The sequence below is a fragment of the Alsobacter sp. R-9 genome (assembly GCF_054612375.1).
In genome coordinates this window covers 48,304-73,446 of record NZ_JBTSWJ010000011.1, presented here as the reverse complement: position 1 = coordinate 73,446, position 25,143 = coordinate 48,304, and the positions used below count along the sequence as shown (strand labels likewise).

Genomic DNA, 25,143 nt, shown 5'->3' with positions numbered 1-25,143 from the left:
CCCGGGGGACCCTGCCGTTCAGACAAGGTCAACCACGCCCAGTGACCGGCGCTTAAGGTCAACAGCCGTTAGGTTTCAGAGGTTTACCGGTGACTCAGGGGCGTGGCCGGAGACTGCCTCCACACCGCCCGACCGGGGCGGGCGCACGGAAAGGCCGAGGCCATGACCCAGAACCGCATCGCCACCCTCGTCATCAGGCTGATCGAGAAGCAGTCGGTCACCGATGCCGACGTCGCGCAGCTGCAGGCGGCGCTGGAGGAGGGCGGCTGCATCGGCGCCGAGGAGGCGGAAGCTCTGCTGCGCGTCGAGCGCCTCGTGCCCAACCTCTGCGATGCCTTCGGCACCTTCTTCGTGGACACGCTCACCGCCCACTTCGTGTGGGAATGCCGGCCCACCGGCCGCGTCACGGGCGAGCAGACGGAATGGCTCTTCGGCCAGTTCGAACAGCCCCGCTCCGCGCCGCAGCGCCTCGTCGGCGTGCTCCTCGCCTCCCTCGTCAGCGAGGCGGTGGAGGTCGACGAGCGTCTGCTGATGCGCGCCCTCTCCGAGAACCGCTTCGGCGGCGGCGCCACCCCTGCGGCCGAGGCGCTGAAGGCGGCCTGACCCCCGGCGACGCGTGGCCGCGGGACAGCGGCCGCGTCTCAGCCCTTCGATGAGTGGACGCTCCCGACGGGAGCGCCTAGAAAGCCCTGAATTCCCGCACTCCAGACCGGGTCAGGGCATGTTCGACAAGATCCTCATCGCCAACCGTGGCGAGATCGCCTGCCGCGTGATCAAGACCGCCCGGCGCATGGGCATCAGGACGGTGGCGGTGTTCTCCGACGCCGACCGCGACGCTCTCCACGTCGAGATGGCCGACGAGGCCGTCCACATCGGCCCGCCGCCCGCGGCACAGTCCTACCTGCTGATCGACCGCATCGTGGACGCCTGCAAGCGCACCGGTGCGCAGGCCGTGCATCCCGGCTACGGCTTCCTCTCCGAGCGCGCGGCCTTCCCGCAGGCGCTCGAGGCCGCCGGCATCGTCTTCATCGGCCCGAACCCCGGCGCCATCGAGGCGATGGGCGACAAGATCGAATCGAAGAAGGCGGCGAACGCGGCCAAGGTCTCGACCGTCCCGGGATTCCTCGGCGTCATCGAGGACCCGGCGCACGCGGTGAAGATCGCCGACGAGATCGGCTATCCCGTCATGATCAAGGCGTCCGCCGGCGGCGGAGGCAAGGGCATGCGCATCGCCTACTCGGCGTCCGAGGTGGCGGAGGGCTTCGCCCGCGCGAAGTCGGAGGCTGCGTCCTCCTTCGGCGACGACCGCGTGTTCGTCGAGAAGTTCATCGTGGACCCGCGCCACATCGAGATCCAGGTGCTGGGCGACAAGCACGGCAACGTCGTCTACCTGGGCGAGCGCGAGTGCTCCATCCAGCGCCGCAACCAGAAGGTGATCGAGGAGGCGCCGTCGCCGCTCCTCGACGAAGCCACCCGCCGCAAGATGGGCGAGCAGGCCGTCGCGCTCGCCAAGGCCGTGAAGTACGACTCGGCCGGCACGGTCGAGTTCGTGGCCGGGCAGGACCGCTCCTTCTTCTTCCTCGAGATGAACACGCGCCTGCAGGTGGAGCACCCGGTGACGGAACTCGTCACGGGCATCGACCTCGTGGAGCAGATGATCCGCGTCGCGGCGGGCGAAAAGCTGTCGATGACGCAGGACGACGTGAAGCTGAACGGCTGGGCGGTCGAGAGCCGCGTCTACGCCGAGGACCCGACGCGCAACTTCCTGCCCTCCACCGGGCGGCTGGTGAAGTACCGGCCGCCGGCCGAGGGCGTCGCCGATGGCATCACGGTGCGCAACGACACCGGCGTCTACGAGGGCGGGGAGATCTCGATCTTCTACGATCCGATGATCGCCAAGCTCGTCACGCACGCGCCGACGCGCATCGAGGCCATCGACGCGCAGGCCCGCGCGCTCGACGCCTTCTCGATCGAGGGCATCCGCCACAACATCCCGTTCCTCTCGGCGCTGATGACGCACGAGCGCTGGAAGTCGGGCCGGCTGTCCACGGGCTTCATCGCCGAGGAGTTCCCGGACGGGTTCAAGCCGGCCGAGCCGGAAGGCGAGGCGGGCCACGTCTTCGCTGCCGTCGCCGCGGCCATCGACGACAAGCTCAACCGCCGCAAGCGCGGCATCTCCGACCAGCTGCCGGCGGCGCGCTCCTTCACCTTCGAGCGTGAGCGCGTCGTGATGGTCGGCGCCGCCCGCCACGAGGTCGAGGTGACGGAGGAGGGCGGCACGACACTCGTCGCCTTCGGCAAGGGCCACCACCACCGCGTCGCCTCGGACTGGATCCCCGGAGACCTCGTGTGGCAGGGCACGATCGACGGGACCCCCGTGGCCGTGCAGGTGCGCCCGATCCTCAATGGCGTCGCGCTGGCGCACATGGGTTTCGCCGCCGCCTGCCGCGTCTTCACGGCGCGCGAGGCCGAGCTCGTGGCGCTGATGCCGGAGAAGACCGTCGCCGACAGCGGCAAGCAGCTGCTCTGCCCGATGCCGGGCCTCGTCAAGTCCGTGGCCGTGAAGGTCGGGCAGGAGGTCAAGGCCGGCGAGATGCTGTGCATCGTCGAGGCGATGAAGATGGAGAACGTGCTGCGCGCCGAGCGCGACGCCACCGTGAAGGCGCTCTTCGCCAAGGAGGGCGACAGCCTCGCGGTGGACGCGGTGATCATGGAATTCGCCTGAGCGGGGAGGCGCGGCAGGCCCGACCCGGACCTTCCGCACCCCGCGAGACGACTGACCGCACACCGGCAGGGTCCCCGATGCCGCTCTATTTCGCCTACGGCTCCAACATGGACCGCGCCGCCATGGCGAAGCGGTGCCCCGCCTCGCGTGCCGTCGGCCTCGCGCGTCTGCCCCGCCACCGGTTCCTGATTTCCACGGACGGCTACGCCACCGTGGTGCGCGACCCGCGCCGCACCGTGCACGGCGTCGTGTGGGACCTCGCCCTCTCCGACATCCCGGCGCTGGACCGCTACGAGAGCCTGTCGACCGGGCTCTACACCAAGATCAGCCAGCCGGTGGTCCTGGACGGGGGCGCCAAGCGGGCGCTCGTCTATGTCGGCCGCTCGTCGCGCCCCGGCAAGCCGAAGCCCGGCTACCTCGAGGGCGTGCTGGCGGCGGCCCGCGACTGGGGCCTTCCGGCAGAGTACCTCTACGAGCTCGAGCACGGCGAGCCCGCACCGCGCAAGCCGGGGACGCCGCTGTTCAAGGCGCCGATCTAGGCGGGCCTCTCAGCCGCCTCTGCCGCGCGGAGGCACCTTCTCCCCCGGGTGGGGCGAATGGGAAGCGGTGCCGCTCGCCAAGATGCCGGGAGGTGATGCGCGCTCGATCAGGGCCGGTGCGACCTCGACGGTCGGCGCCGGTTCCCTTCTCAGCGGCCGCCCCACACGAAGCGCTGCTCCGTCAGCGGCGTGCCCCAGCTCGTGTCCAGCGCCTCGTGCTCCAGCCGGAAGCCTGCCTGCTCGTAGAGGTGGCGGGCGGCATCGAGGCCGGCGAAGGTGGTGAGCCAGGCGCGGTCGAAGCCGGCGTCGCGGATGTGGGCCATCGCCCCGCCGAGAAGCAGCCGCCCGACGCCGCGCCCGCGGGCGGCGTCCGACAGGATGAAGTAGCGGATGCGTGCGCCGCGCGTGGCAGCCTCCGGTCCGCTGCCGTCGACGGCGATGGCGCCCACCACCGCCTCGTCCAGCAGGGCGGCGAGGAGGAGGTCGCGGGTCGGGTCCAGGCGGGCGACGAGTTCTCCGAGGCCCTGCGCCACCTTGGCCTCGAACACCGGCCCGAGCCGCCAGTGCGTCTCGTAGTAGCGACCGTGCTCGGCCACGATCCACCCGAGCAGCCCCGGCGTCCAGCCGCGGTGGAGCGCGACGCCGGTCACGGAGCGATGTCCTTGGCCCGCTCGTCGGTGGTGGGGCCGAACACGTCCTCGAAGGCCGCACGCAGGGCCACGTCGGCGTCGTGCATCGTCACGGGCAGCCCGAGGTCGACGAGGCTCGTGACCCCGTATCGGGCCTCGCTGATGCCGCAGGGGACGATGCCGCCGAAGTGGGAGAGGTCGGGCTCGACGTTCAGGCTGATGCCGTGGAACGTGACCCAGCGGCGCACGCGGATGCCGATGGCGGCGATCTTGTCCTCGGTGCCCGCCGCCTTCTCCGGACGGCGGACCCAGACGCCGACGCGATCCTCGCGGCGTTCGCCCCGCACGTTGAAGGCGGCCAGCGTGCCGATGATCCAGGCTTCCAGGGCCGCGACGAAGGCGCGCACGTCCGGCGTGCGGCGACGCAGGTCGAGCATCACGTAGGCCACCCGCTGGCCGGGGCCGTGGTAGGTGAACTGGCCGCCGCGCCCGGTCTGGTGCACCGGAAAACGCGCCTCGACGAGATCCTCGGGGCGGGCGGAGGTGCCGGCGGTGTAGAGCGGAGGGTGCTCGACGAGCCAGACCAGTTCCCCGGCCGTGCCGTCCGCGATGGCGGCGACCCGCGCCTCCATCGCCGCGACCGCCTCCTCATAGCCGACGGGCGCATCGCTCACGCGCCATGCCACGGGCGGCGACCCGGGCGCAGCGAGGCAGCGAATGGGGAGGTCGTCCCGGGCGTTCACGGTCGATTAACCCTGTTCGGTGCTGACTCGCAGGCGCAACTCACCGTCAGTGCAGCGGAACGTCAAGTGTCCTCCGGCCTCGAGACCATCGCCGTCGACATCTCCATCGTGCTGGGGCGGGCACGGATGCCCATCCACCAGCTCCTTCGCATGGGCCGCGGCGCAGTCATCGCGCTCGACGCCGCCGAGGACGACGAAGTCGAAATCCTCGCCAACGACATGCCGATCGCGCGCGGGCTCGTGGTGGTCAACGGCACCGAAATCACCGTCGAGATCAAGGAGCTGCTGCGCCGGCCGCCCAGCGACCGGCTCGACGAGGCCGAGGCGGCCTGACCCGCCGCGCGGCGCCCGCTCAGGTCCCGCGGATCAGCCCGATCGCCTCCATCACGATATAGAGGATGGCCGCGAGAGAGGCGGAGAGGACGATGACCTGCAGGCTCATGTCATGCGGACCCAGCGAATCGTGATTCGACTGTAGCGCATGTGGCGTAACCGCGGGCGTTGCAAAAGATCGCTCAGTATTGCTACGCAACGCGGGAATGAAGATGCTGAATGATCTTCGTCAAATCTCGCATGCGTCCAATGCAAGCCGCCATGAACACGCGACGTCTTGCCATGGCAGAGCGATGGGATGACGCAGTCAGCCTGCGCCAAAAAGAAAGCGCCCCGCGAGGGGCGCTTTCCGAAGCATCCGATTGAAGAAGCCGAAGCTTACTTCTGCTCGACGTAGGTGATCTTGTCGCCCTGCTTCTTCCAGACGTACATGGTGTAGTCCGGACGGGTGATGTCACCCTTCTTGTCGTAGGAGATGTCGCCGATCACGGTCTTGAACGGCTTTCCGCCCTTCATGGCCTCGGCCATCTTCTTGGGATCCGTCGACTTGGCCAGCTCGGCGGCCTGGGCGAGGATCTGCACCGCGGCGTAGCTGTAGAGCGTGTACGCCTCGGGGTTGAACTTCTTCGCCTCGAACTTCTTCACGATGTCCTTGGCCTCCGGACGACCGCGCGGGTCCGGCGGGAAGGTCATCAGCGTGCCCTCGACGCCGGGGCCGCCGATCGTGGCGAACTCGTCGGAGGTGATGCCGTCACCCGACATCAGCACCGCCTTCACGCCCTGGTCGCGCATCTGGCGCACGATCAGGCCGCCCTCGGTGTGCAGGCCGCCCCAGTACACGACCTCGGCACCCGAGGTCTTGATCTTGGAGACGAGCGCCGAGTAGTCCTTCTCGCCCGTGTTGATGCCCTCGTAGAGGACTTCCTTCACGCCCTTGGCGTTCATCGCCTTCTTGGTCTCGTCGGCGAGACCCTGGCCGTAGGTCGTCTTGTCGTGGACGACGGCGACCTTCTTGCCCTTCAGCTTGTCGGCGATGTAGGCCGCGGCCACCGCGCCCTGCTGGTCGTCACGGCCGCAGGTGCGGAACACGTTCCACATGCCGCGCTCGGTGATCTTCGGGTTCGTGGCGGACGGCGTGACCATGATGATGCCGTTCTCCTGGTAAACCTCGGAGGCCGGCATGGTGACGCCAGAGTTGAAGTGGCCGACGACCCACTTGACGCCGTCGCCGACGAACTTGTTGGCGACCGACACGCCCTGCTTGGGGTCGGAGACGTCGTCGCCGACGAACACCTGGATCTTCTGGCCGAGCACGCCGCCCTTGGCGTTGATGTCCTCGACCGCCTGCTCGACGCCGTTCTTCAGCTGCGCGCCGAAGGCCGCGTTCGGGCCCGTGATCGGCCCGGCGACGCCGAGCTTGATCTGGGCGCTGGCGGCGCCCGACAGGGCGACCATCGCGGTCAGCGCGACGCCCGTCATCAGCAGTTTCTTCATCAGATTTCCCCTCTGATCGATGGATCCCCGTGGAGACCCGGTTATCTCGAGATCCTCCCACCGGATGGCCGCATCCTTGCGTTTTTTCCGGTACGAGTCACTCGAAAAGCTGAAGCTCAGTGCCTATTTCAGGCCGTTTTCAGGCAGCGCCAGGAGCGCGCTCCTTCCAGCTGAACGGGCCCGTGCGCTCGTAGAGCCAGCGGTATTGCGTGGTCATCTGCGCCGTCCGCTTGTAGCGGAAGCCGAGGCTTCCCAGCACGATCAGGATGATCGTGTCGACGACGTAGAACTGCGGCGCGAGCAGGGTGCCCTCGAACAGGGCGAAGTGGATGAAGCGGACCGCCAGGCCCAGCACCATCATGTAGGGAATGACCTGCCAGTAGGGACGCCAGGTCAGTGCGATCGACTTGCCCGACGCCCATGCGGCCGAGCCGCCCATCACCACCGAGACGAGCAGGAACAGCCAGATGGACTGTTCTTCGTAGAGGATGCCGGTCATCACGGTCGGTCCGTCAGTGGTGGCCGCCCTCCAGGTACGCGGCGCGCACCTGCGGGTCGGCGAGGAGTTCGCGGCCGGTCCCCGACATCGTGATGAGTCCGTTGACCATCACGTAGCCGCGGTGGGCGAGCTTGAGGGCGTGGTAGGCGTTCTGCTCGACGAGGAAGACGGTCAGGCCTTCCTTCCGGTTGAGGTCGCGGATGGCGTCGAAGATCTGGCGGACGATCAGCGGCGCGAGGCCCAGCGAGGGCTCGTCCAGCAGCAGCAGCCGCGGCCGGGCCATCAGCGCGCGGGCGATGGCCAGCATCTGCTGCTCGCCGCCCGACAGCGTGCCGCCGCGCTGGCCGATGCGCTCCTTGAGGCGCGGGAACAGCGTGAACATCCGCTCGAGGTCCTCCTCGAAATGGGCGAAGCCGTTGATCGACGCGCCCATCTGGAGGTTCTCGTAGACCGTCATGCGCGGGAACACGCGGCGGCCTTCCGGCGACTGGGAGATGCGCAGCCGCGCGATCTCGTGCGTCGGCATCTGCGTGATGTCGTTGCCGTTGAAGGTGATCTGGCCCTCGCGCGCCCGCGGGTTGCCGAAGATCGTCATCATCAGCGTCGACTTGCCGGCGCCGTTGGCGCCGATCAGCGTGACGATCTCGCCCTCGTGGACGTCCATGTCGACGCCCTTCAGGGCGATGATGTTGCCATAGTAGGTCTTCACCCCGCGCACGGCGAGCATGGGCTCGCCCTTCGGCGCGGCGGTGGCGGCGGGAGCGGAGGCGGTGGGGGCGCTCACGGGCGGTTCTCCGCGCTGACTTCCTCGGCCACGTGCTCGACCTCGGCCTCGACCGCGTCGACCTCCTCGTCCTCGACGCCGAGATAGGCGGCAATGACCTTCGGATCGTTCTGGATCTCCTTCGGCGTGCCGTCGGCGATCTTGGTGCCGTAGTCGAGCACCACCACGTGATCGGAGATCTGCATCACCACCGACATGTCGTGCTCGATGAGCAGGATCGAGGTGCCGTGGTCCTTGCGGATCGAGCGAAGGAGGTCGTTGAGCTCGAGGCTCTCCTTCGGATTGAGGCCCGCCGCAGGCTCGTCGAGGCACAGCAGCACGGGGCCCGTGCACATCGCGCGGGCGATCTCGAGCCGGCGCTGCGCGCCGTAGGGGAGGTCGCCTGCGGCGTCGTCGGCGCGGTCGATCAGGCCAGTCTTCTCAAGCCAGTAGACGGCCTTGTCCATCGCCTTGCGCTCATTGTCCTTGTAGCTCTTCAGCCCGAGGATGCCGCCGAAGGTCATTCCGGAGGCGATCATCAGCGGGTTGTGCTGGGCGACGAGGAGGTTCTCCAGGACCGTCATGCCCTGGAAGAGGCGGATGTTCTGGAAGGTGCGGGCGACCTTGGCCTTCCAGTTGATCCGGAAGTCGGTGAGGCGTTCCAGCAGGAAGGTCGAGCCGTCGGCGTGCGTGAGGCCGATCATGCCCTCCGTCGGCTTGTAGAAGCCGGTGATGCAGTTGAAGACGGTCGTCTTGCCGGCGCCGTTGGGGCCGATCAGAGCCGTGATCTCGCCGCGGCGGGCCTCGAAGGAGAGGTCGTTGACCGCAACGAGGCCGCCGAAGCGCATCGTCAGGTGCTCGACCTTGAGGAGGGAGGTCGTCATCAGCCGTGCCCCTCCTTCACCAGAGAGCCCGAGACGCTCTTGCTCTCCTTGAGGAAGGCGGTGGGCTCGCGCGTCGACACGAGGCCGCGCGGCTTCCAGAGCATGATCAGCACCATCGCGAGGCCGAACAGCAGCGTGCGGTACTGCGTCGGGTCGAAGTTCTGGCCGAAAATCTGCTTGAGGAAGTCGAGTTCGCGCAGGATCTCGAAGCCGCCGACCAGCGCGATCGAGGCGATGACCACGCCGACGAGGCTGCCCGTGCCGCCGAGGACGACGATGGCCAGGACCTGCGCCGACTCGATGAAGGTGAAGCTCTCGGGCGAGATGAAACCCTGGCGCGCGGCGAAGAAGCAGCCGGCGAAGCCGCCGAACATGGCGCCCAGCGCGAAGGCCGTCAGCTTCGTGTTCGTGGTGTTGATGCCGAGCGAGCGGCAGGCGATCTCGTCCTCGCGCAGCGCTTCCCACGCGCGCCCGACCGGCAGACGTCGCAGCCGCACCGTCACGAAGGCGGTGAGCAGGGCAAGGCAGAGGATCACGTAGTAGAGAAAGATCGTTCGGTAGATCGGACTGAATTCAAGCCCGAAGACGGCCGCGAAACCGGTGTCCGACGCGTTGAACGGAATGCCGAAGAAGGTCGGGCGCGGGATCGACGAGATGCCGGCGTAGCCGTTCGAGAAGTCCACCCAGTTGATCAGCACGAGGCGGATGATTTCGCCGAAGGCAAGCGTCACGATGGCAAGGTAGTCGCCGCGCAGGCGCAGGACCGGGAAGCCCAGCAGGATTCCCCACATCGCCGCCAGGATGCCGGCGACGGGCAGGCAGACCCAGAAGGCCCACAACCCCAGGGCCGGGAAGACCTCAGGGATCACCTTGGTGGCGAGGAGCGCGTAGGAGTAGGCGCCCACCGCGTAGAAGGCGACGTAGCCGAGGTCGAGCAGGCCGGCGAGGCCCACCACGATGTTCAGGCCCCAGCCCAGCATGATGTAGATGAGGATCTGGATGCCGAAGTTGTCGATCCACTTGATCGACCCGCCCGGGCCCACCATCGCCAGCGCCAGCATGGGGTACACGGCGATGAAGCCGAGGCAGGCGGGGGCCACGTAGGGCCGCAGGGCATCGAAGCGGCCGGGGCCGGTCACCGCCTTCGGCGCAGGGCGGGAGGCCTTGCGGGCCTGCAGCGCGGTGATGCCGAGCCGTCCGACGAAGACGACCGCGCACATGACGAGCACCAGAAGCGGACGCGGCTCGAGGACGAGCTCGTTCGCCATGTTCTGGACCGTCTGCAGCGCGACGATCGGGAAGCAGAGGCCGAGCATCACGAGCGCGGCGAAGCCCGCGTCCTTGACCGCCACGGACCAGTTGACGGTGCCGTCGGGCGCCACGGCGCCCCTCGATTGGGTGGTGGCCGCCATGGTCAGACCTTCTCGACTTCGGGCCGGCCGAGGATGCCCGTCGGCAGGAAGATCAGCGTGATGGCGAGGATGGAGAACGCCGCCACGTCCTTGTAGTCGATGGTGAAATAGGCCGACCACATGGTCTCGATGAGGCCGATCAGCAGCCCGCCGAGCACGGCGCCGGGCAGCGAGCCGATGCCGCCGAGCACCGCGGCGGTGAAGGCCTTCACGCCCGGGACGAAGCCGTCGGCGAAGTTCACGACACCATAGTACATCAGATACATGACGCCCGCGACGGCGGCGAGCGCGGCGCCGATGACGAAGGTGAGCGAGATCGTCTTGTCGACGTCGATGCCGAGCAGGGCTGCCATCTTGCGGTCCTGCTCGCAGGCGCGCTGGGCGCGGCCGAGCGGCGTCTTCTGCACCAGCCACCAGAACACGGCCAGCAGGAGGGCCGTGACGACGACGATGACGATCTGCTTGTAGGCGAGCACGACGGTGGTCGAGCCTTCGCCCATCAGCACGAAGTTGCCCTGGATCATCGGCGGGAGCGGCTTGTTGCGCGGGCCCTGGATGACCTGGACGAAGTTGGCGAGGAAGATCGAGACGCCGATGGCGGAGATCAGCGGGGCGAGGCGGAAGGAGCCGCGCAGGGGCCGGTAGGCCACACGCTCGATGCTCCAGTTCCACAGGCCCGTCAGCACCATGCCGAAGACGAGCACGAGGAGCAGGGCGGGGATGACGGCGAAGCCGATCCAGGCGGTGAAGACCATGAACAGGATCAGCGCGATGAAGCCGCCGATCATGAACACGTCGCCGTGGGCGAAGTTCACCATGCCGATGATGCCGAACACCATCGTGTAGCCGATGGCGATGAGGCCGTAGATCGATCCCAGCGTCAGCCCGTTGATGAGCTGCTGGAGAAACACTTCCATGACTTACGCCACTCCCCTCTCTCGCCGGCGCGCGCCTTAGGCGTCGTTGTAGCGGCCGGTGATGCAACGCAAGCAAGGCACGTGCCTTCCGGCACCCTCCCGCCCGGGGCAAGTCTTACCAATCCGTTTCAGGCCCCACAATCGGGGCCCGTCACGTTTCCGACAAAAAGCGGAACCTGTTGCGCGCCCCCAACTTCCACGCCGACGTTTCGTCGAATCTGCGGCAAAGCTGGCGCTTCGCGCAATCCTGTGCGACAGATCGCTCAGGGCTGCGGCTGGCGCAGGGCTGCCTCCCGGCGCGGACTCAGGTCCTGTCCTTGACCTGAAAGCCGTGGGCGAGGGGGTCGCGGTCGTCGATGAAGATGGTGTTGTAGCCCGTCATCCGCGCCCACCCCTCGATGGACGGAATGATGGCGTCGTAGGGGCCGACCTTGGCCGCGCGCTCGACCCGCCCCTTGAACATGGTGCCGATGATCGACTCGTGGACGAACGCGTCGCCGACGCCGAGCTTCCCCAGGGCCGCCCACTGCGCCATGCGGGCCGACGTTCCCGTCCCGCAGGGGGAGCGGTCGATGGCCTTGTCGCCGTAGAACACGGCGTTGCGGGCATGCGCGTCGGGCTGCGTCGGCGTTCCTGTCCACAGCACGTGCGAGAGGCCGTTGATGGCCGGGTTCTCGGGATGGACGAACTCGTACTTCGCCCGGAACGCGGCCCGGACCTTGGGACTCCAGCGCTGGATGTCGGACGGTTCGACGTGCTCGAGCCCCGGGAAGTTCTTCTGCGGCTCGACAATGGCGTAGAAGTTGCCGCCATAGGCGACGTCCACCACCAGTTCTCCGATCCCGTCCACCTCGGCGGTGATCTGCCGGGAGTGCAGGAAGGAGGCGACGTTGGTGATGCGGACGCTTTCGACAAAGCCGTCCTTCTCGACGTAGCGGGCCTCGACGAGGCCGGCGGGCGTGTCGATGCGCAGAACGCCCTTCTCGCGCGGCGTCACGAGGCCGCGCTCGAGCGCCATCGTCACCGTGCCGATGGTGCCATGCCCGCACATGGGCAGGCAGCCGGAGGTCTCGATGAACAGGAAGGCGATGTCGCAGTCCGGACGGGTCGGCGGGTAGAGGATGGCGCCCGACATCATGTCGTGGCCGCGCGGCTCGAAGCACAGGCCGGTGCGGATCCAGTCGTATTCGGCGAGGAAGTGCGCGCGCTTCTCGACCATGGTGCTGCCGACGAGGGGCGGGCCGCCCCCGGCGACGAGGCGCACGGGATTGCCGCAGGTGTGTCCGTCGACGCAGAAGAAAGTGTGTGTCGCCATGGTCTTGCGGTCTCGTGTTGCCAAACTGATTCAGGTGCGGACGTCACCAGCCCCTGGCGAAGCGGCCGGGCGCGAAGGGCGCCAGGTCGATCGCCGGGGAGCGTCCGGCGATGATATCGGCGACGAGCGCGCCTGTCGCCGCCGACTGGGTGAGCCCGTAGTGCCCGTGGCCGAAGGCGAGCACCACCGACGGCGACGCCGCCGACCGGCCGATGACGGGCAGCGAGTCGGGGATCGACGGGCGAAAGCCCATCCACCGCGTGCCGGTCTCGTAGTCCGGCAGGTCGCGGATGAAGCCGCGGGCGCGGGCATGAAGGGCGCGGGAGCGCTCGTGGTTCGGAGGCAGCTCGAGCCCGCCCAGTTCCACGGCGCCGCCGACCCGCAGGCCGCTGTCGAGAGGTGTGGCGACGAAGCCGAAGCCCGGGAAGGCGACGGGGCGTGACAGCACCGACGTGGCGCCGGGAAAGCTGACGTTGTAGCCGCGCTCCGTGTCGAGCGGGACATCGTCACCGAGCCCGGCGGCGAGGGGCTTTGACCATGCCCCGGCCGCCACGACGACGGCGTCAGCCGTCAGCGGGTCACCGCCGGCGAGGCGCAGCGTCACCGGCGGGCCGGCCTCGACCGCCGTCACCGCGGCCCGCTCGAAGGCGATCCCGCGTGCCAGCGCGGCCTCGAACAGGGCCATGGTGAGGTCCCGCGGGTCCGAGACGTGGGCGGCGTCGGGATAGAACGTCGCCCCGACGATGGCGTCGGTCAGGCCCGGCTCCATCTGGCGCACGGCGTGGCCGTCGATCTCGTCGACGGCGATGCCCAGCGCGCGCTGTGTCTCGACATGCGTCCGGTTGCGGGCGAAGGCGCCGGCGTCGACGTAGGCGAACAGCCCTCCGCGCCGGTGGATGTGGCGCCCGATGCCGAGCTCGGCCGACAGCGCGTCCCACGCCGGCAGGGCCTGCGCCTGCAAGGAGACGAGCGCCTTGACCGACTGTTCGAGCCGCGACGGGCGCGAGGCGGCGATGAGCCGGGCGAGCCAGGGCAGCAGCCGGGGGAGATAGCTCGGGCGGATCGCCAGCGGCCCCAGCGGGTCCAGCAGGAAGCCCGGCACCTGCCGCAGCATCTTGGGCGAGGCGATGAGGTCGATGTCGGTGTGGGCGATCCACCCCGCATTGCCCTGGGAGGCCCCCGCGGCGGGGCCTTCCCGATCGAGAACCGTGACCTGGTGCCCCTCGCGGGCCAGCGCATGGGCGGATGCGAGCCCGACGAGGCCGGCGCCGACGACGACGATGTTCATGGGTTCGTTTTGCCAGGTCGAGGGATGAAGGTTCCGATCGCGGCCCGTTCGGCGCTGCGGCCTGCGACGACTCGTCCGCCGGGCGCGATCCTAAACGGCGGAGCGGCGTTCTGCGAAGGGGAGGGCGACATCGCCGCGTCCGCGGAAAGGGCCGCCGGATGAATCGGTTGGCCCGACGCGCTCAGGTTCTGATTCAGCCGGCCCCGTCCTCTGCCGTCACGACGCCCCGGGGATCGACGGTGACCGTGCGTCCCGCCAGCGCGCGCTGGGCCTCCACCGGCATCCGAAGCGCCGTGGGGATCGGCCAGCCCATCTGCCGGGCGACCACGAGGCCGAGCAGCAGGATGGCGTCGGGCTCCGTCATCAGGATCGCCGCCGGCGCACGGCCGGCATGGACGAGTTCCAGCAGCACCGCGGACGCCGAGGAGGAGCCGATGGTGCCCGGCAACGCGAGCACCCGCCCGGCGATCACCTCGCCGCGCTGCGGGTGGCGGGCGTCGATGATGGTGCCGGTCCGCGGGTCGACCCCTCCCCAGAAGCTGATGGGGTGGGTGAGCGCCAGCACGCAGCCGCGCCCGGGCGCGTCGCCCGCGACGAGCACCTCGTAGCGCGTGCCGGCGGGGGCCGGTCCGTTCTCCATGGCCGTCACGCCCACAGCGTGTCCTCCCTGACGAGCCGGCCCGCCACGGCGCTTTCCACGCAGTCCGCGAGCGAGCCGTAGCGCGCGGCGAGCCCGGTGTTGCCGGGCGCGTAGTGGGCGAACTTGCCCGAATTGGTCATCAGCACCCCCGACGTCCGGTCGAGGATGGGCGTCACGACCACGCATGTATCGGCGACGAAGGTGATGCCCTGCGCCTCCAGCGCGGCGCGGACACCGTCGGCCTCGATGGAACGGATCACGTGCCGGCCGGTGCAGGCATAGAAGGGCATCGTTACCCTGCGCCCGGCGAGCAGCCGCGCCAGTTCGTCCACCTCGTCGCGGGAGAGGTGGGGGCTGCCGATGGCGACGGCGTCGACGGCACCGGTGCCGTCGGTGGAGAGCCGGTCATAGGCGGCGCGCAGCATCGGGCCGGTGAGGGCGATGCGCTCCAGTGCCGAGGCGTCGCCGCCGGCCGCAGTGGGGACGTCGGGCGCCTCGGGCGTCACGCCGGCGATGTGGAACAGCCCGACGCCCCCGGCCGAGGCCGAGGCCGCGCCCAGCGCCTTGAGGCGGTCCTCGGTGGCGAAGCCCGCGAGGCCGTCGATGACCCCGACGGAGGTGCCGGCGGTGAGCCCGTACCAGGTGCCCAGCACCGGCCAGAACGCCTCGCTCGATTTCAGCGCCGGGCTGACGGCGGAGGTGTCGACCACGAAGCGGGCGCGGCGGTTCTCGGGCCGGTGGAGGCCGTAGTCCGGCGCGCGGCCGACGATGGCGCAGGCGATGTCGAGGAAGTCGCCGTAGCGATTGGTGCGCGCGCCGAGCACGGAATTGCAGAAGACGACGGCGTTCGACTCGCCCCAGGCGACGTCCGTGCCGGTCGCCGGCCGGTGGCCGGCCTGGTAGGGCGCGCAGGTCCATGTGGGCGCGCAGCCCATGGCCTCGTAGGCGACCATCATGCGCTTCGCCATGTCCCGCTCGTGCGGCGGCAGGCGGACCCGCGAGCAGCCGACGAGATCGAGGGCGCCGACATTGAGGCTGGAGGGTACGGCGACGCGGGCGCCGCCCGCCACCAGCGCCTCGGCGAAGAGCGTGCCGGAATCGCCGTGGTAGAGCGCCCCGTCGATGTGGGCCGAGGCCACCGGGATCAGCCGCGGCGCGCCCATCAGCCGCGCGCTCTCGGCGACGATGCGCATCGCCATGCCGGCGCCCTCGCCGGCGGACCCCGCCGCGATCGCCTGTTCCTCGGCCGTCAGTGTCGTCATTCCATCCCGCCCCCTGCGTACCGCCGCGCACTATCGGGAGGCGCGGGGGCGGCTGGCAAGGGGATATCGGGGGCGTCGTATGCCTTGCGCGAGCCCCGGTGGCGGGCAAAGGGGGCGGCCATCAGGCCTGTGAGCGATTCACCCCTCCCACTCGTGGGGAGGGGCAGGGGGTGGGGGTCGTCGAGGCGCTTCTCGTCACCGGGTGAGCCGGGTGGCGCCGCCCCCACCCTCGGTCCCTCCCCACAAGGGGGAGGGAAGGGAGCCTCCTTCGGGCGGGGGCGCGGCGAGCGCGCCCGTGCCATCGAAGCCTCGGGCTCGACCTGTCTGCCGCCGCGGGAACCCCTCCCCCTTGTGGGGAGGGGCAGGGGCGGGGGGCTTGGGACCGTCGACACGACCTCGTGCGCCTGGTGCCCGTCGCTTGAGTGTTGCAGCCGCCTCCTGTAGACACCGCGTCCCCCCGCTGGAGCCTGGCCATGTCGTCCCCCTCGCGCGTCTCGGTCGGCATCGACTTCGGGACCAGCAACACCGTCGTGGCACTGGCAGGTCCCGATGGGCCCGCCCATGTCGTGCGGTTCGACCACCGCGGCGTGGAGATGACCACGTTCATGTCCGCCCTGTGCTGGTGGCACGAGCGGATCGACGGGGTGAACACCAAGCGGTTCGACGGTGGCCCGTGGGCGGTCGACGCCTTCCTCACCGCCGTCACGGACCTGCGGTTCATCCAGTCCTTCAAGACCTTCGCCGGCAGCGCGTCGTTCAAGGACACCATCGTGTTCGGCGAGCGCATGGACTACCCGGCGCTCATGGCGACCTTCCTCGGCACGGTGCGCCGGCACAGCGGCCTCGACACGGAGGGGGCGCGGGTCGTCATGGGACGCCCGGTGCGCTTTGCCGGCGGCAATCCCGACGAGGGGCTGGCGATGGCGCGCTACCGCGAAGCGACGGCGCGCCTCGGCGTGGACGATCCCGCCTTCGTCTACGAACCGGTGGGCGCCGCCTTCCACTATGCCCGGGCGCTGGAGGGCGACGCGACGATCCTCGTCGCCGACTTCGGAGGCGGCACGACGGACTTCTCGGTGCTGCGCTTCGGCCGCAAGGGCGGTCGCCGGGTGGCGACGCCGCTGGGCCATGCCGGCATCGGCATCGCCGGCGACACGTTCGACTACCGCTTCCTCGACCGGGTGGTCTCGCCGCGGCTCGGCAAGGGCTCCGACTACCTGTCCTTCGGCAAGTCGCTGACGGTGCCCGGCCACTTCTACGCGAACTTCGCGCGCTGGAACCAGCTGTCGATGATGAAGGCCAACGGCGACCTCAAGGAACTGCGGCAGCTGGCGAAGAGCGCCGTGGCGCGCGAGGCGCTGGAGCGCTTCATCGAGATCGTCGAGTACGATCTCGGCTTCGCGCTCTACCAGGCGGTTTCGGCCGCCAAGAGGGAGCTCTCCCAGAGCGAGGCGGCCGAGTTCGTGTTCGCGCAGGGCGGCATCGACATCCGCGCCCGGGTCACCCGTGCCGAGTTCGAGAGCTGGATCGCCGACGACGTGGCGCAGGTGGAGGCCACGCTCGACGCGGCGCTCTCCCGCGCGCAGGTGCGCCCGGACGGGATCGACCGGGTGTTCCTCACCGGCGGCACGTCCTTCGTCCCAGCCATCCGGCGGCTGTTCCGGCAGCGGTTCGGGGACAAGCGCCCCGTCTCGGGCGACGAATTCGAGTCGATCGCGGCGGGGCTGGCGCTCATCGGGCGGGAGCCGGATCTCGACGGGTGGACCGTCGGAAGCGTTCCATCGTCCGGACATTGACCTGTGTCAATGCAAGTTGACAGTCGCCGTCACCATCGTCGTGGACACTCCTCCCACGAACGGTGGCCCCCATGCGGATCCTCTTCATCCACCCCAATTATCACTCGGGCGGGGCGGAGATCGCCGGGAACTGGCCGCCGGCCTGGGTCGCCTACCTGACAGGGGCGCTGAAGCAGGCGGGCTTCCCCGATGTCCAGTTCATCGACGCGATGACCAACGACATCGACGACGACCGCCTCAAGGGGATGATCGCCGACGCGGCCCCCGACGTCGTGGGCACCACCGCGATCACGCCCTCCATCTACAAGGCCGAGCGCGTGCTGGAGATGGTGCGCGAGGTGCGGCCGCAGGCGATCACCGTGCTCGGCGGCGTGCACGCCACCTTCATGTACAACCAGGTCCTGCCCGAGGCGCCGTGGATCGACGCGATCGTGCGCGGGGAGGGCGAGGACATCATCGTCGACCTGATCCGCGCCATCGACGAGGGCCGCTGGCCCGCGCAGCGCGACAAGATCCGCGGCATCGCCTATCTCGAGGGCGACAAGGTGGTGGCGACGCCCGCCGCGCCCACCGTCAAGAACATCGACGCGCTCAAGCCCGACTGGAGCGTGCTGGAGTGGGACAAATACATCTACATCCCGCTCGGCAAGCGCGTCGCCATCCCCAACATGGCGCGCGGGTGCCCCTTCACCTGCAGCTTCTGCTCGCAGTGGAAGTTCTGGCGCGACTACCGCATCCGCGACCCCAAGAGCGTCGTCGACGAGATCGAGACGCTGGTGAAGGAGCATGACGTCGGCTTCTTCATCCTCGCGGACGAGGAACCCACCATCAACAAGAAGAAGTTCGTCGCCTTCTGCGAGGAACTGATCCGCCGCGACCTCGGCATCCAGTGGGGCATCAACACCCGCGTCACCGACATTCTGCGAGACGAGGACCTGCTGCCGCTCTACCGCAAGGCCGGCCTCATCCACGTGTCGCTCGGCACCGAGGCGGCGGCGCAGATGAAGCTCGATCTCTTCAACAAGGAGACGACGATCGAGCAGAACAAGAAAGCCATCCGCCTCCTGCGCGAGGCCGGCATCGTCGTCGAGGCGCAGTTCATCGTCGGGCTGGAGAACGAGACGGCCGAGACGCTGGAAGAAACGTACAAGATGGCGTGCGACTGGAAGCCGGACCTCGCCAACTGGGCGATGTACACGCCCTGGCCGTTCTCCGACCTGTTCAAGGAGCTCGGCGACCGGGTCGAGATCTTCGACTACGAGAAGTACAACTTCGTCACGCCGATCATCAAGCCCGAGGCGATGGACCGGGGCGAACTGCTCGACCGGGTGATGAACAACTACCGCCGCTTCTACATGAAGAAGGCGCTGTTCTCCTACCCGTGGAGCGGCAGCGGCGACCGGCGGCGCTACCTGCTCGGCTGCCTCAAGGCGTTCCTCAAGGCCGGGTTCGAGCGCAAGTTCTACGACCTGGGCAAGGTCGACTACTGGGGCCCGCAGTCGAAGAAGAAGGTGGACTTCCACTTCGACCGCACTCGCAAGCGCGCACCCGTCGACCAGGTGGAGTGGCAGACCACGCACAACCGCAAGAAGAAGGGCCAGGCGGCCGCGGAGGCGATGGCCTGCGGCGGCGGCAAGGAGCAGATGGAGGACGAGGGTCCCAAGCCCATCCCCGCCAAGGTCATGGCCTGCGGCGGCGGAACGCAGCAGATGACCGAGGCCGACATGGCCGCCATCGCCGCCCGGACCCCGACGGCGCCGGAGGCCCGGCCGCCTGCCTGAGGCGGCATCCGGCGACGCAAGACTGTTTCAGTCCGCACTGGGCGGGATCCGCGTCGTCGCTGGATTCCCTTCCCCCTGCGCGCCTTCGGCGCTGCGGCCGGGGATGACGCCCGGTGTCGGGCCGAAGGAGCGTCATCACGGCGTGTGGAAGAAGGCGCCGCCCCCTCCACCCGTCATCCCCGGCGGCGCGTAGCGCCGGGAAGGGGATCCAGAGCAACCGTTCCGCTGGCGAGCGCGGGACGGTGCCGCGGCATCAGGCCGGCCCGCTCACTCGCCAGGCTTGATGCCTGCCGCCTTCGCGATCTCGGTCCAGACCTCGATCTCCTTCACCTGGTAGGCGCGGAAGGCGTCGGGCTCGATGATCTGGACGGTGAAGCCGATCTTGTCGAGCGCGGCCAGCGTCTCCGGCTTCTTCAGCGCGGCGATGATCTCGCGCGACAGGCGGTCGCGGGCCGCCGGCGGAATGCCGGCCGGGGCGAAGAAGGCGGTCCACGAGGAGGCGTCGGCGCCCATCACGCCCTGCTCCTGCAGCGTCGGGACGTTCGGCAACTTCGGGTTGCGCTGGGCGCTGCCGATGGCGACGCCCTTCAGGTCGCCGGACTGGATCTGCGCGATGACGCTGGAGAGCGTCGAGTTGGCGATGTCGATCCGCCCGCCCATCATGTCCTGCACCAGCGGCGCCGCGCCGCGGTAGGGGACGTGCGTCATCTTCGTGCCGGTGCGGGCCATGAAGAGCTCGGTGGACAGGTGCGAGCCCGAGCCGAGGCCCGTCGACCCGTAGTTGAGCTCGCCCGGCTTCTCCTTCGCCAGCTTGATGACGTCCTGGATGCCGTTCACGGGCAGGTCCTTGCGCGTGACGAACACGTGCTCGAACGCGCCGGTGCCGGCGAGCGGGGCGAAGTCCTTCACCGCGTCGTAGCCCGGCTCCTTCAGCATGAACATGTTGTTGCCATGCGTCTGGTTGTTGCCGAACGTGATGGTGTGCCCGTCGGGCTCTGCCTTGGCGACCTGCCGCGTGCCGAGCGCGCCGGCCGCGCCCGCGACGTTCTCCACGACGACGTTCTGCCCGAGCGGGCCGGAGATTTCCTGCGCGACGACGCGGGCGATGACATCGGTGGGTCCGCCGGCCGGATAGGCCACCACGAGGCGGATCGGCTTCGTCGGCGCCCAGGGCGTCTGCGCCTTCACCCGCCCCGGCAGCGCCAGCGCTGCCGTCGTCACGCCAAGGCCCGCCAACACGTCGCGGCGCGTCGTACCCATTGCATTCCCTCCCGGATTTGGTTCTCCATGATGGCCGAGGGGCGCCCCGGCCCGCAAGGGCCGCGGGCCGCCCCGACCGGCGTTGCGCGCCATCACGGCGTGCAGGCGAACCCTGGAGCATCGGGATGCGACGCCTTCCCTTCGGCCTCGTCCTTCTTGCAGCAGTCCTGGCCATGGCCCCGGCGCGCGCCCATTCGGAGCCGCCGAAGGCCCTGACCCAGGCTGCATGGGTGGTGGAGGACATCGGTGGAAAGGGCATCGTCGACAGGTCGCGTCCCACCATCGCCTTCTCGGCGGAGGGCGCGGTGTCCGGCAGCGGCTCCTGCAACCGCTTCATGGGGGGCTTCGCGCTGCATGACGCGAACCTCAGCTTCACGCCGCTCGCCTCCACCCAGATGGCGTGCCCGGAGGCGCTGATGAAGCAGGAGCAGGCGTACTTCGCCCTGCTCTCGGCCGTCACCCGCTACGAGATCGACGCCACCGGCGCGCTCCGCCTCTTCACCGCCGACGGCCAGAGCATCACGGCTCGCCGCTGACGGGCGCTCAGCTGAACCCGGTGTAGCGCCCCGGACGGTGGTTGAGGGTGATCACGAGGTTCAGCATCAGCGCAGCCAGGGCCGACAGCGCGCCGCGCTCCGGCCCCACCATCCAGACCGCCGCGGCGAGGATGGCGACGTCGATGCCCAACTGCACGTTGCCCGCGCGCCACCCGTGCCGCTCCTGGGCGTAGAGCGCGAGAATGTTGACGCCGCCGAGGCTCGTGCGGTGGCGAAAGAGGATCAGCAGCCCCAGCCCCGCCAGCGTGCCGCCGGCGACGGCGGCGAAGAGCGGATCGATGGCGGACACCGTCATCCACTGCGGCACGAACCGCGCGAACGCCGACACCAGCGTCACCGCGATGACCGTGCGCAGCGTCAGGGTCCACCCCATGCGCGCCACCGAGAGCGCATAGAACGGCAGGTTCAGCAGGAAGAAGACGACGGAGAAGGGGGCTCCGGTGGCGTAGCCCGCCAGCAGCGCGAGCCCCGCCGTGCCGCCGGTGATCAACCCGCCCTTCGCGAGCAGCGTGATGCCGACGGCAACCACCAGCGTGCCGGTGAGCACGGCCGCAATGTCCTCGTAGGGACGGTGGGCATGCGGGGAGGGGGTGTCGCCGGCCAAGACCTGCTCCGGGCTTCGCGGGCCCGGTGGCCGCGTCCGCCACGGCCTTGCCGTACGCGGGCTGGCGATGCAAGGCCCGGCGCCTGCTCCGTCAGCGGGCGACCAGGAGGCCGGGAACCTCGGTCCCCGTCTCGCCGAACATCCGCCGGGCCGTCTCGCAGGCTTCCGTCCGCCGGCCCGCGAGGCGTCCCGCGTCGGCGGCGGCCTGCCACCGCGCAGCGCGCATGGCGTGGCTGTTGGAGGGGCCGATCCGGTAGGTCGCGGAAAGCGCGAGCATGCGGTCGACGTCCATCCGGTAGTCCGGACACTGCTGGACCAGCGCCAAGGCATCGGCAATGGCCTTGATCGCGAACGCCTGTTCTGCCGTCTGGGCCGGTGCGGCCGTGCAGCATGCCGCCAGGGCCATTCCGGCCAACCACGATCGCATCCTGAGAAATCCATGCTGAAACGACAGCAGGACGACACGGGGGCCGGGCTGTTTCAACCGATCGGAAGTTGAACCATTTCCGTGCTCGCTACGTAGAATATGCGGCGAAACAACGCAGGCGGCGGGGATGAAGACCCAGATCGTGGTGGTGGGGGGAGGCGCGGGCGGGCTCGAGCTCGTGCGGCGGCTGGGCGACGCGCTGGGGCGCGACGACTTCGACGTCATCCTCGTCGAGCGCAACCGGACCCATATCTGGAAACCGCTGCTGCACGAGGTGGCCGCCGGCTCCCTCGACGCGAACATGGACGAGGTCGGCTACCGCAGCCACGGCTTCCGCTGGTGCTACCGCTTCTTCTACGGCTCTCTGGAGACCATCGACCGCGCCGCTCGCCAGGTCGTCATCGCGCCCGTGGTGGACGAGGACGGCACGGAGGTGCTGGCCCGCCACCGCATCCGCTACGACTACCTCGTGCTGGCGGTCGGCGCCGTGTCGAACGACTTCGGCACGCCGGGAGCCCGCGAGCACTGCATCTTCCTCGACGACCGGGAGCAGGCCGACCGCTTCCGGCAGAAGCTGCTGAACCAGTGCCTGCGCGTCTCGCGGGTCATGAGCCAGGACCCGCGGGAGGATGCCTACGTCAACATCGCCATCGTCGGCGGCGGGGCGACGGGCGTGGAACTGGCGGCCGAGCTCTACAATGCCGCTGCCGGGCTGCGGCACTACGGACTCGAGGTGTTCGACGAGAGCCGGCTCAAGGTGACGCTCGTCGAGGCGGGTCCGCGCATCCTGCCGGCGCTGCCGGAGAAGCTGGCCGAGGCCGCCCATGCGGAGCTGGAGGCGCTGGGCGTGCGCGTGCTGACGGGAACGGCGATCACCAAGGTCACCCGTGAGGCCATGGTCACGGCGGCTGGCGAGGAGATCCCCGCCGATCTCAAGGTATGGGCCGCCGGCGTCCGCGGGCCCGACCTCCTGCGCGACCTCGACGGGCTCGAGGTCACCCGCAGCAACCAGCTCGTCGTGCGGCCGACCCTGCAGACCACCCTCGACGACCGCGTCTTCGCCATCGGCGACTGCTGCTTCTACAAGCCCGAGGGTGCCGAGCGTCCCATCCCGCCGCGGGCGCAGGCAGCGCACCAGATGGCGTGGACGGCATTCCGCAACATCCTCGCGCTCATCGGCAACAAGCCGCTGGAGCCTTTCGTCTACGAAGACCGCGGCTCGCTGGTGTCGCTGAGCCGCTTCTCGACCGTCGGCAGCCTGATGGGCAACCTCGTGGGCGGGCGCATGGCCATCGAGGGGCGGCTCGCCCGGATGGTCTACATCTCGCTCTACCGCATGCACCTCATCGGCATCCACGGCTGGCTGAAGGGGATCGCGCTCATCGTCGTCGGCCACGTCAACCAGGTCATCCGGCCCCGGCTCAAGCTGCACTAACCGGGTGTCCGTCCGGGACGCGCGTCAGTGCCGGCGCGCCGGCACATGCGCGACACTGCGTATTGCGGTCCGTCGCCGTCCTCATGACGTTGTAGGGGAACCTCGCTCGTGCCGGGAGGGCCCCATGTTCCGCAGTCACCCCTTGGCCTGCCGTCCCTCGGCCCGCATGGCCACGGCCGCGGTGGCCGGCCTGCTGGCCGCATCGCCCCTCTCGGCCCAGCCTGCCGGAGACCCGGTGCAGGGCCGGCGGATCGCCGATCAATCGTGCATGGATTGCCACGGCGCCTCCGTCCTGCCCCGCATGGCAGCGACCTTCGAGGCCATCGCGGCGTTGCCGTCCACGACGGAACTCGCCGTCACGGTCTTCCTGCGTACGTCGCACCCGTCGATGCCGAACCTGATCCTCTCGCCCGCCGAGCAGGCGGACGTGGCGGCCTACATCCTGAGCCTTCGGAAGTGACCCGCTGCATCAGCGCGTCGACATGGCCAGCGTTGCGTTGGCGCTCTCCACGACCACGAGCCGCGTGACCTCGCCCCTCAGGAAGGCGTTGAGGAAGGCATCGTAGTCCCTGAACGACACGCAGCCGTTGGAATCGCCGCGCGGACCCAGCATGTAGCTGTGCGCCAGCATGCCGTCGCGGCCATGCATCTTGCGCTCGTCCTCCGGGATCAGGCGGATCGCGCGGACGCCGTGGAACAGCCGCTCCCGCATCCGCAGGGTGTAGACGTTCGGCGGCGTGACGCCGCGGTTCTTCACCTTCACCGAGCGCACGTCATCCATCAGCTCGCCCAGGCCCGAATGCGCCTCGAGGCGGCGGCCGTCCGGCATCGTGACGGTCTTCGCGCTGATGTCGTAGACGGCGGTGGTCCCGGTCGGCCGGTCGCGCTGCGGCGCCGGTGCCGGCGGAGCCAGGCCCGGCATGCCGCGCAGGCCGCCATCGTCGGAGGGCGCGTAGGCGAGGGCCGGGCCCTTCTCGGCCTCGGACGGCCCGAACAGCCGACGCAGCAGGCCGACAGGGCCGCTTTCCGTCGCCGGAGCCGCGGCGGCCGTGACCGGGCGAGCGGAGACGGACGCGGAAGAACCACTCGCCCTCGTCCGCGCCATCACCTGCGGGCGTGCGGGCGGCACCGGCGCAGCAACCGGCTCGTTTGCCGGCGTGCCGAGGCTGGCAGTCACCTCCGGCGATGCCTGGTGAGGCGCTGGCCGCTCGACAGGCGCCGGCTCGGACGAACCGGCGCGCAGCACGAAGTGCGGGCCGAGGACGGGTGCGAAGGCGGCCGACGCTCCGGGGGCGGCCAGCACGACGGGATCGGTCAGGAGGCTGGCGAGGACGGGATCGGCCTGCACCGCCGGCCGATCCGGCGGGACCGCAGGCATGATGGAGGGCGGGACGGCAGCAAGCGCTGGCGGTGGGGAGGGGGGCGCCGGCGGGACGATGCGTGTGGCGACGACCTCATCCGGCGAACGGAACTCGGGCGTCCATCCGTTCAGCGCCGCGATGATCCCCGCGGTGGCCAATCCTGCGACGAGGACGCCGACGAGGCGCACGCCGATCCCCGCTCCGCGCAAACGGAACGCCTTCACGCCACCCGCACCCGACACAACGCCCACCTGCAACACTGACACCACGCACGCGCCGGCGGCGGGCTCGAGACCCGGGTTCCGTCAGCAACTCGTTCACCATGATGGGCGCGGCGTGGTTAACGGTTTGCCACCTAGGGTGTGCCGGATCGGACCGTTCTCGCCTCATTCAACCGGGATGATCGGAATGCCCGGAGCCGTGAAGACGGGAAGGGGCACGCGCTTCCTTCACCGGCCTGCGTCGTGCGCGATACCCGC

Annotated in this window: 25 protein-coding genes; 9 read left to right on the top strand and 16 right to left on the bottom strand. The window is 69.5% G+C overall.

Features of this window, described 5'->3' with window-relative positions; all coding sequences use genetic code 11:
- Window positions 1-162: 162 nt before the first annotated feature.
- The 3 genes from ACX9GQ_RS17600 (at window position 163) to ACX9GQ_RS17590 (ending at window position 3,264) form a co-directional block, all read left to right on the top strand.
- Window positions 163-603 carry a hypothetical protein gene (locus ACX9GQ_RS17600; protein ID WP_459630878.1) on the top strand — a complete coding sequence of 147 codons (441 nt, stop codon included), beginning with the start codon at window positions 163-165 and terminating at the stop codon, window positions 601-603.
- Window positions 604-721: 118 nt separating this feature from the next.
- Window positions 722-2,725, top strand: coding sequence for an acetyl-CoA carboxylase biotin carboxylase subunit (locus ACX9GQ_RS17595; RefSeq protein ID WP_459630877.1), 2,004 nt, complete (start codon window positions 722-724; stop codon window positions 2,723-2,725).
- A gap of 77 nt (window positions 2,726-2,802) precedes the next feature.
- Entirely contained in the window at window positions 2,803-3,264 is a 462-nt protein-coding gene (locus ACX9GQ_RS17590) for a gamma-glutamylcyclotransferase family protein (RefSeq protein ID WP_459630876.1), read from the top strand.
- A gap of 149 nt (window positions 3,265-3,413) precedes the next feature.
- On the opposite strand, the gene ACX9GQ_RS17585 is transcribed toward ACX9GQ_RS17590, so the two are convergent.
- On the bottom strand, window positions 3,414-3,914 hold the full coding sequence (locus tag ACX9GQ_RS17585; RefSeq protein WP_459630875.1) for a GNAT family N-acetyltransferase: 501 nt from the start codon (window positions 3,912-3,914) through the stop codon (window positions 3,414-3,416).
- Window positions 3,911-4,636, bottom strand: coding sequence for a lipoyl(octanoyl) transferase LipB (gene lipB, locus ACX9GQ_RS17580; RefSeq protein WP_459630874.1), 726 nt, complete (start codon window positions 4,634-4,636; stop codon window positions 3,911-3,913). The genes ACX9GQ_RS17585 and lipB overlap by 4 nt, the downstream gene beginning before the upstream one ends.
- Before the next feature lie 66 nt (window positions 4,637-4,702).
- Between lipB and ACX9GQ_RS17575 the strand changes: the two genes are divergently transcribed.
- On the top strand, window positions 4,703-4,969 hold the full coding sequence (locus ACX9GQ_RS17575; protein WP_459630873.1) for a FliM/FliN family flagellar motor switch protein: 267 nt from the start codon (window positions 4,703-4,705) through the stop codon (window positions 4,967-4,969).
- Between the two features lie 378 nt (window positions 4,970-5,347).
- Here ACX9GQ_RS17575 and ACX9GQ_RS17570 read toward each other — a convergent pair whose 3' ends face one another.
- The 10 genes from ACX9GQ_RS17570 to ACX9GQ_RS17525 form a co-directional block, all read right to left on the bottom strand.
- Entirely contained in the window at window positions 5,348-6,463 is a 1,116-nt protein-coding gene (locus ACX9GQ_RS17570) for a branched-chain amino acid ABC transporter substrate-binding protein (RefSeq protein ID WP_459630872.1), read from the bottom strand.
- 139 nt (window positions 6,464-6,602) lie between these two features.
- Window positions 6,603-6,962, bottom strand: coding sequence for a DUF6867 family protein (locus ACX9GQ_RS17565; RefSeq protein WP_459630871.1), 360 nt, complete (start codon window positions 6,960-6,962; stop codon window positions 6,603-6,605).
- Between the two features lie 13 nt (window positions 6,963-6,975).
- Entirely contained in the window at window positions 6,976-7,689 is a 714-nt protein-coding gene (locus ACX9GQ_RS17560; protein ID WP_459631018.1) for an ABC transporter ATP-binding protein, read from the bottom strand.
- Window positions 7,690-7,742: 53 nt separating this feature from the next.
- Window positions 7,743-8,609 (bottom strand): ABC transporter ATP-binding protein, encoded by an 867-nt coding sequence (locus ACX9GQ_RS17555; protein ID WP_459630870.1) that lies wholly within the window; start codon window positions 8,607-8,609, stop codon window positions 7,743-7,745.
- A complete protein-coding gene (livM, locus tag ACX9GQ_RS17550) occupies window positions 8,609-10,021 on the bottom strand; it encodes a high-affinity branched-chain amino acid ABC transporter permease LivM (protein WP_459630869.1) in 1,413 nt (470 codons plus the stop codon). Before livM ends, ACX9GQ_RS17555 begins: the two co-directional genes overlap by 1 nt.
- Window positions 10,022-10,023: 2 nt before the next feature.
- Complete coding sequence (locus ACX9GQ_RS17545) at window positions 10,024-10,938, bottom strand: ABC transporter permease subunit (protein ID WP_459630868.1); 915 nt, start codon at window positions 10,936-10,938, stop codon at window positions 10,024-10,026.
- Between the two features lie 304 nt (window positions 10,939-11,242).
- Entirely contained in the window at window positions 11,243-12,253 is a 1,011-nt protein-coding gene (locus tag ACX9GQ_RS17540) for a 4-hydroxyproline epimerase (RefSeq protein ID WP_459630867.1), read from the bottom strand.
- A 43-nt stretch (window positions 12,254-12,296) separates the two neighbouring features.
- Window positions 12,297-13,541 carry an FAD-binding oxidoreductase gene (locus ACX9GQ_RS17535; RefSeq protein WP_459630866.1) on the bottom strand — a complete coding sequence of 415 codons (1,245 nt, stop codon included), beginning with the start codon at window positions 13,539-13,541 and terminating at the stop codon, window positions 12,297-12,299.
- Window positions 13,542-13,734: 193 nt separating this feature from the next.
- Complete coding sequence (locus ACX9GQ_RS17530) at window positions 13,735-14,181, bottom strand: aconitase X swivel domain-containing protein (RefSeq protein ID WP_459630865.1); 447 nt, start codon at window positions 14,179-14,181, stop codon at window positions 13,735-13,737.
- Window positions 14,182-14,186: 5 nt separating this feature from the next.
- The gene (locus tag ACX9GQ_RS17525; protein ID WP_459630864.1) at window positions 14,187-15,443 is read right to left on the bottom strand and encodes an aconitase X; all 1,257 of its coding nucleotides are present in this window, start codon (window positions 15,441-15,443) and stop codon (window positions 14,187-14,189) included.
- Between the two features lie 473 nt (window positions 15,444-15,916).
- On the opposite strand from ACX9GQ_RS17525, the gene ACX9GQ_RS17520 reads away from it, so the two are divergent.
- Together ACX9GQ_RS17520 and bchE are read left to right on the top strand one after the other, a co-directional pair.
- Window positions 15,917-17,239 (top strand): Hsp70 family protein, encoded by a 1,323-nt coding sequence (locus tag ACX9GQ_RS17520; RefSeq protein WP_459630863.1) that lies wholly within the window; start codon window positions 15,917-15,919, stop codon window positions 17,237-17,239.
- A 71-nt stretch (window positions 17,240-17,310) separates the two neighbouring features.
- Complete coding sequence (bchE, locus tag ACX9GQ_RS17515; RefSeq protein ID WP_459630862.1) at window positions 17,311-19,020, top strand: magnesium-protoporphyrin IX monomethyl ester anaerobic oxidative cyclase; 1,710 nt, start codon at window positions 17,311-17,313, stop codon at window positions 19,018-19,020.
- 267 nt (window positions 19,021-19,287) lie between these two features.
- On the opposite strand, the gene ACX9GQ_RS17510 is transcribed toward bchE, so the two are convergent.
- On the bottom strand, window positions 19,288-20,280 hold the full coding sequence (locus ACX9GQ_RS17510; RefSeq protein WP_459630861.1) for a Bug family tripartite tricarboxylate transporter substrate binding protein: 993 nt from the start codon (window positions 20,278-20,280) through the stop codon (window positions 19,288-19,290).
- A gap of 125 nt (window positions 20,281-20,405) precedes the next feature.
- On the opposite strand from ACX9GQ_RS17510, the gene ACX9GQ_RS17505 reads away from it, so the two are divergent.
- On the top strand, window positions 20,406-20,816 hold the full coding sequence (locus tag ACX9GQ_RS17505; protein WP_459630860.1) for an META domain-containing protein: 411 nt from the start codon (window positions 20,406-20,408) through the stop codon (window positions 20,814-20,816).
- A 7-nt stretch (window positions 20,817-20,823) separates the two neighbouring features.
- Here the strand turns inward: ACX9GQ_RS17505 and ACX9GQ_RS17500 are convergent, their stop codons facing one another.
- Together ACX9GQ_RS17500 and ACX9GQ_RS17495 are read right to left on the bottom strand one after the other, a co-directional pair.
- Window positions 20,824-21,441 (bottom strand): YitT family protein, encoded by a 618-nt coding sequence (locus ACX9GQ_RS17500; RefSeq protein ID WP_459630859.1) that lies wholly within the window; start codon window positions 21,439-21,441, stop codon window positions 20,824-20,826.
- 91 nt (window positions 21,442-21,532) lie between these two features.
- Window positions 21,533-21,847 carry a hypothetical protein gene (locus tag ACX9GQ_RS17495; protein WP_459630858.1) on the bottom strand — a complete coding sequence of 105 codons (315 nt, stop codon included), beginning with the start codon at window positions 21,845-21,847 and terminating at the stop codon, window positions 21,533-21,535.
- A gap of 148 nt (window positions 21,848-21,995) precedes the next feature.
- Here ACX9GQ_RS17495 and ACX9GQ_RS17490 point away from each other — a divergent pair, with 148 nt between their 5' ends.
- On the top strand, window positions 21,996-23,303 hold the full coding sequence (locus ACX9GQ_RS17490; protein WP_459630857.1) for an NAD(P)/FAD-dependent oxidoreductase: 1,308 nt from the start codon (window positions 21,996-21,998) through the stop codon (window positions 23,301-23,303).
- Between the two features lie 124 nt (window positions 23,304-23,427).
- Window positions 23,428-23,763, top strand: a complete 336-nt coding sequence (locus tag ACX9GQ_RS17485) for a c-type cytochrome (protein ID WP_459630856.1) — start codon at window positions 23,428-23,430, stop codon at window positions 23,761-23,763.
- Between the two features lie 9 nt (window positions 23,764-23,772).
- Here the strand turns inward: ACX9GQ_RS17485 and ACX9GQ_RS17480 are convergent, their stop codons facing one another.
- Window positions 23,773-24,888 carry a DUF2778 domain-containing protein gene (locus tag ACX9GQ_RS17480; protein WP_459630855.1) on the bottom strand — a complete coding sequence of 372 codons (1,116 nt, stop codon included), beginning with the start codon at window positions 24,886-24,888 and terminating at the stop codon, window positions 23,773-23,775.
- Between the last annotated feature and the right edge of the window lie 255 nt (window positions 24,889-25,143).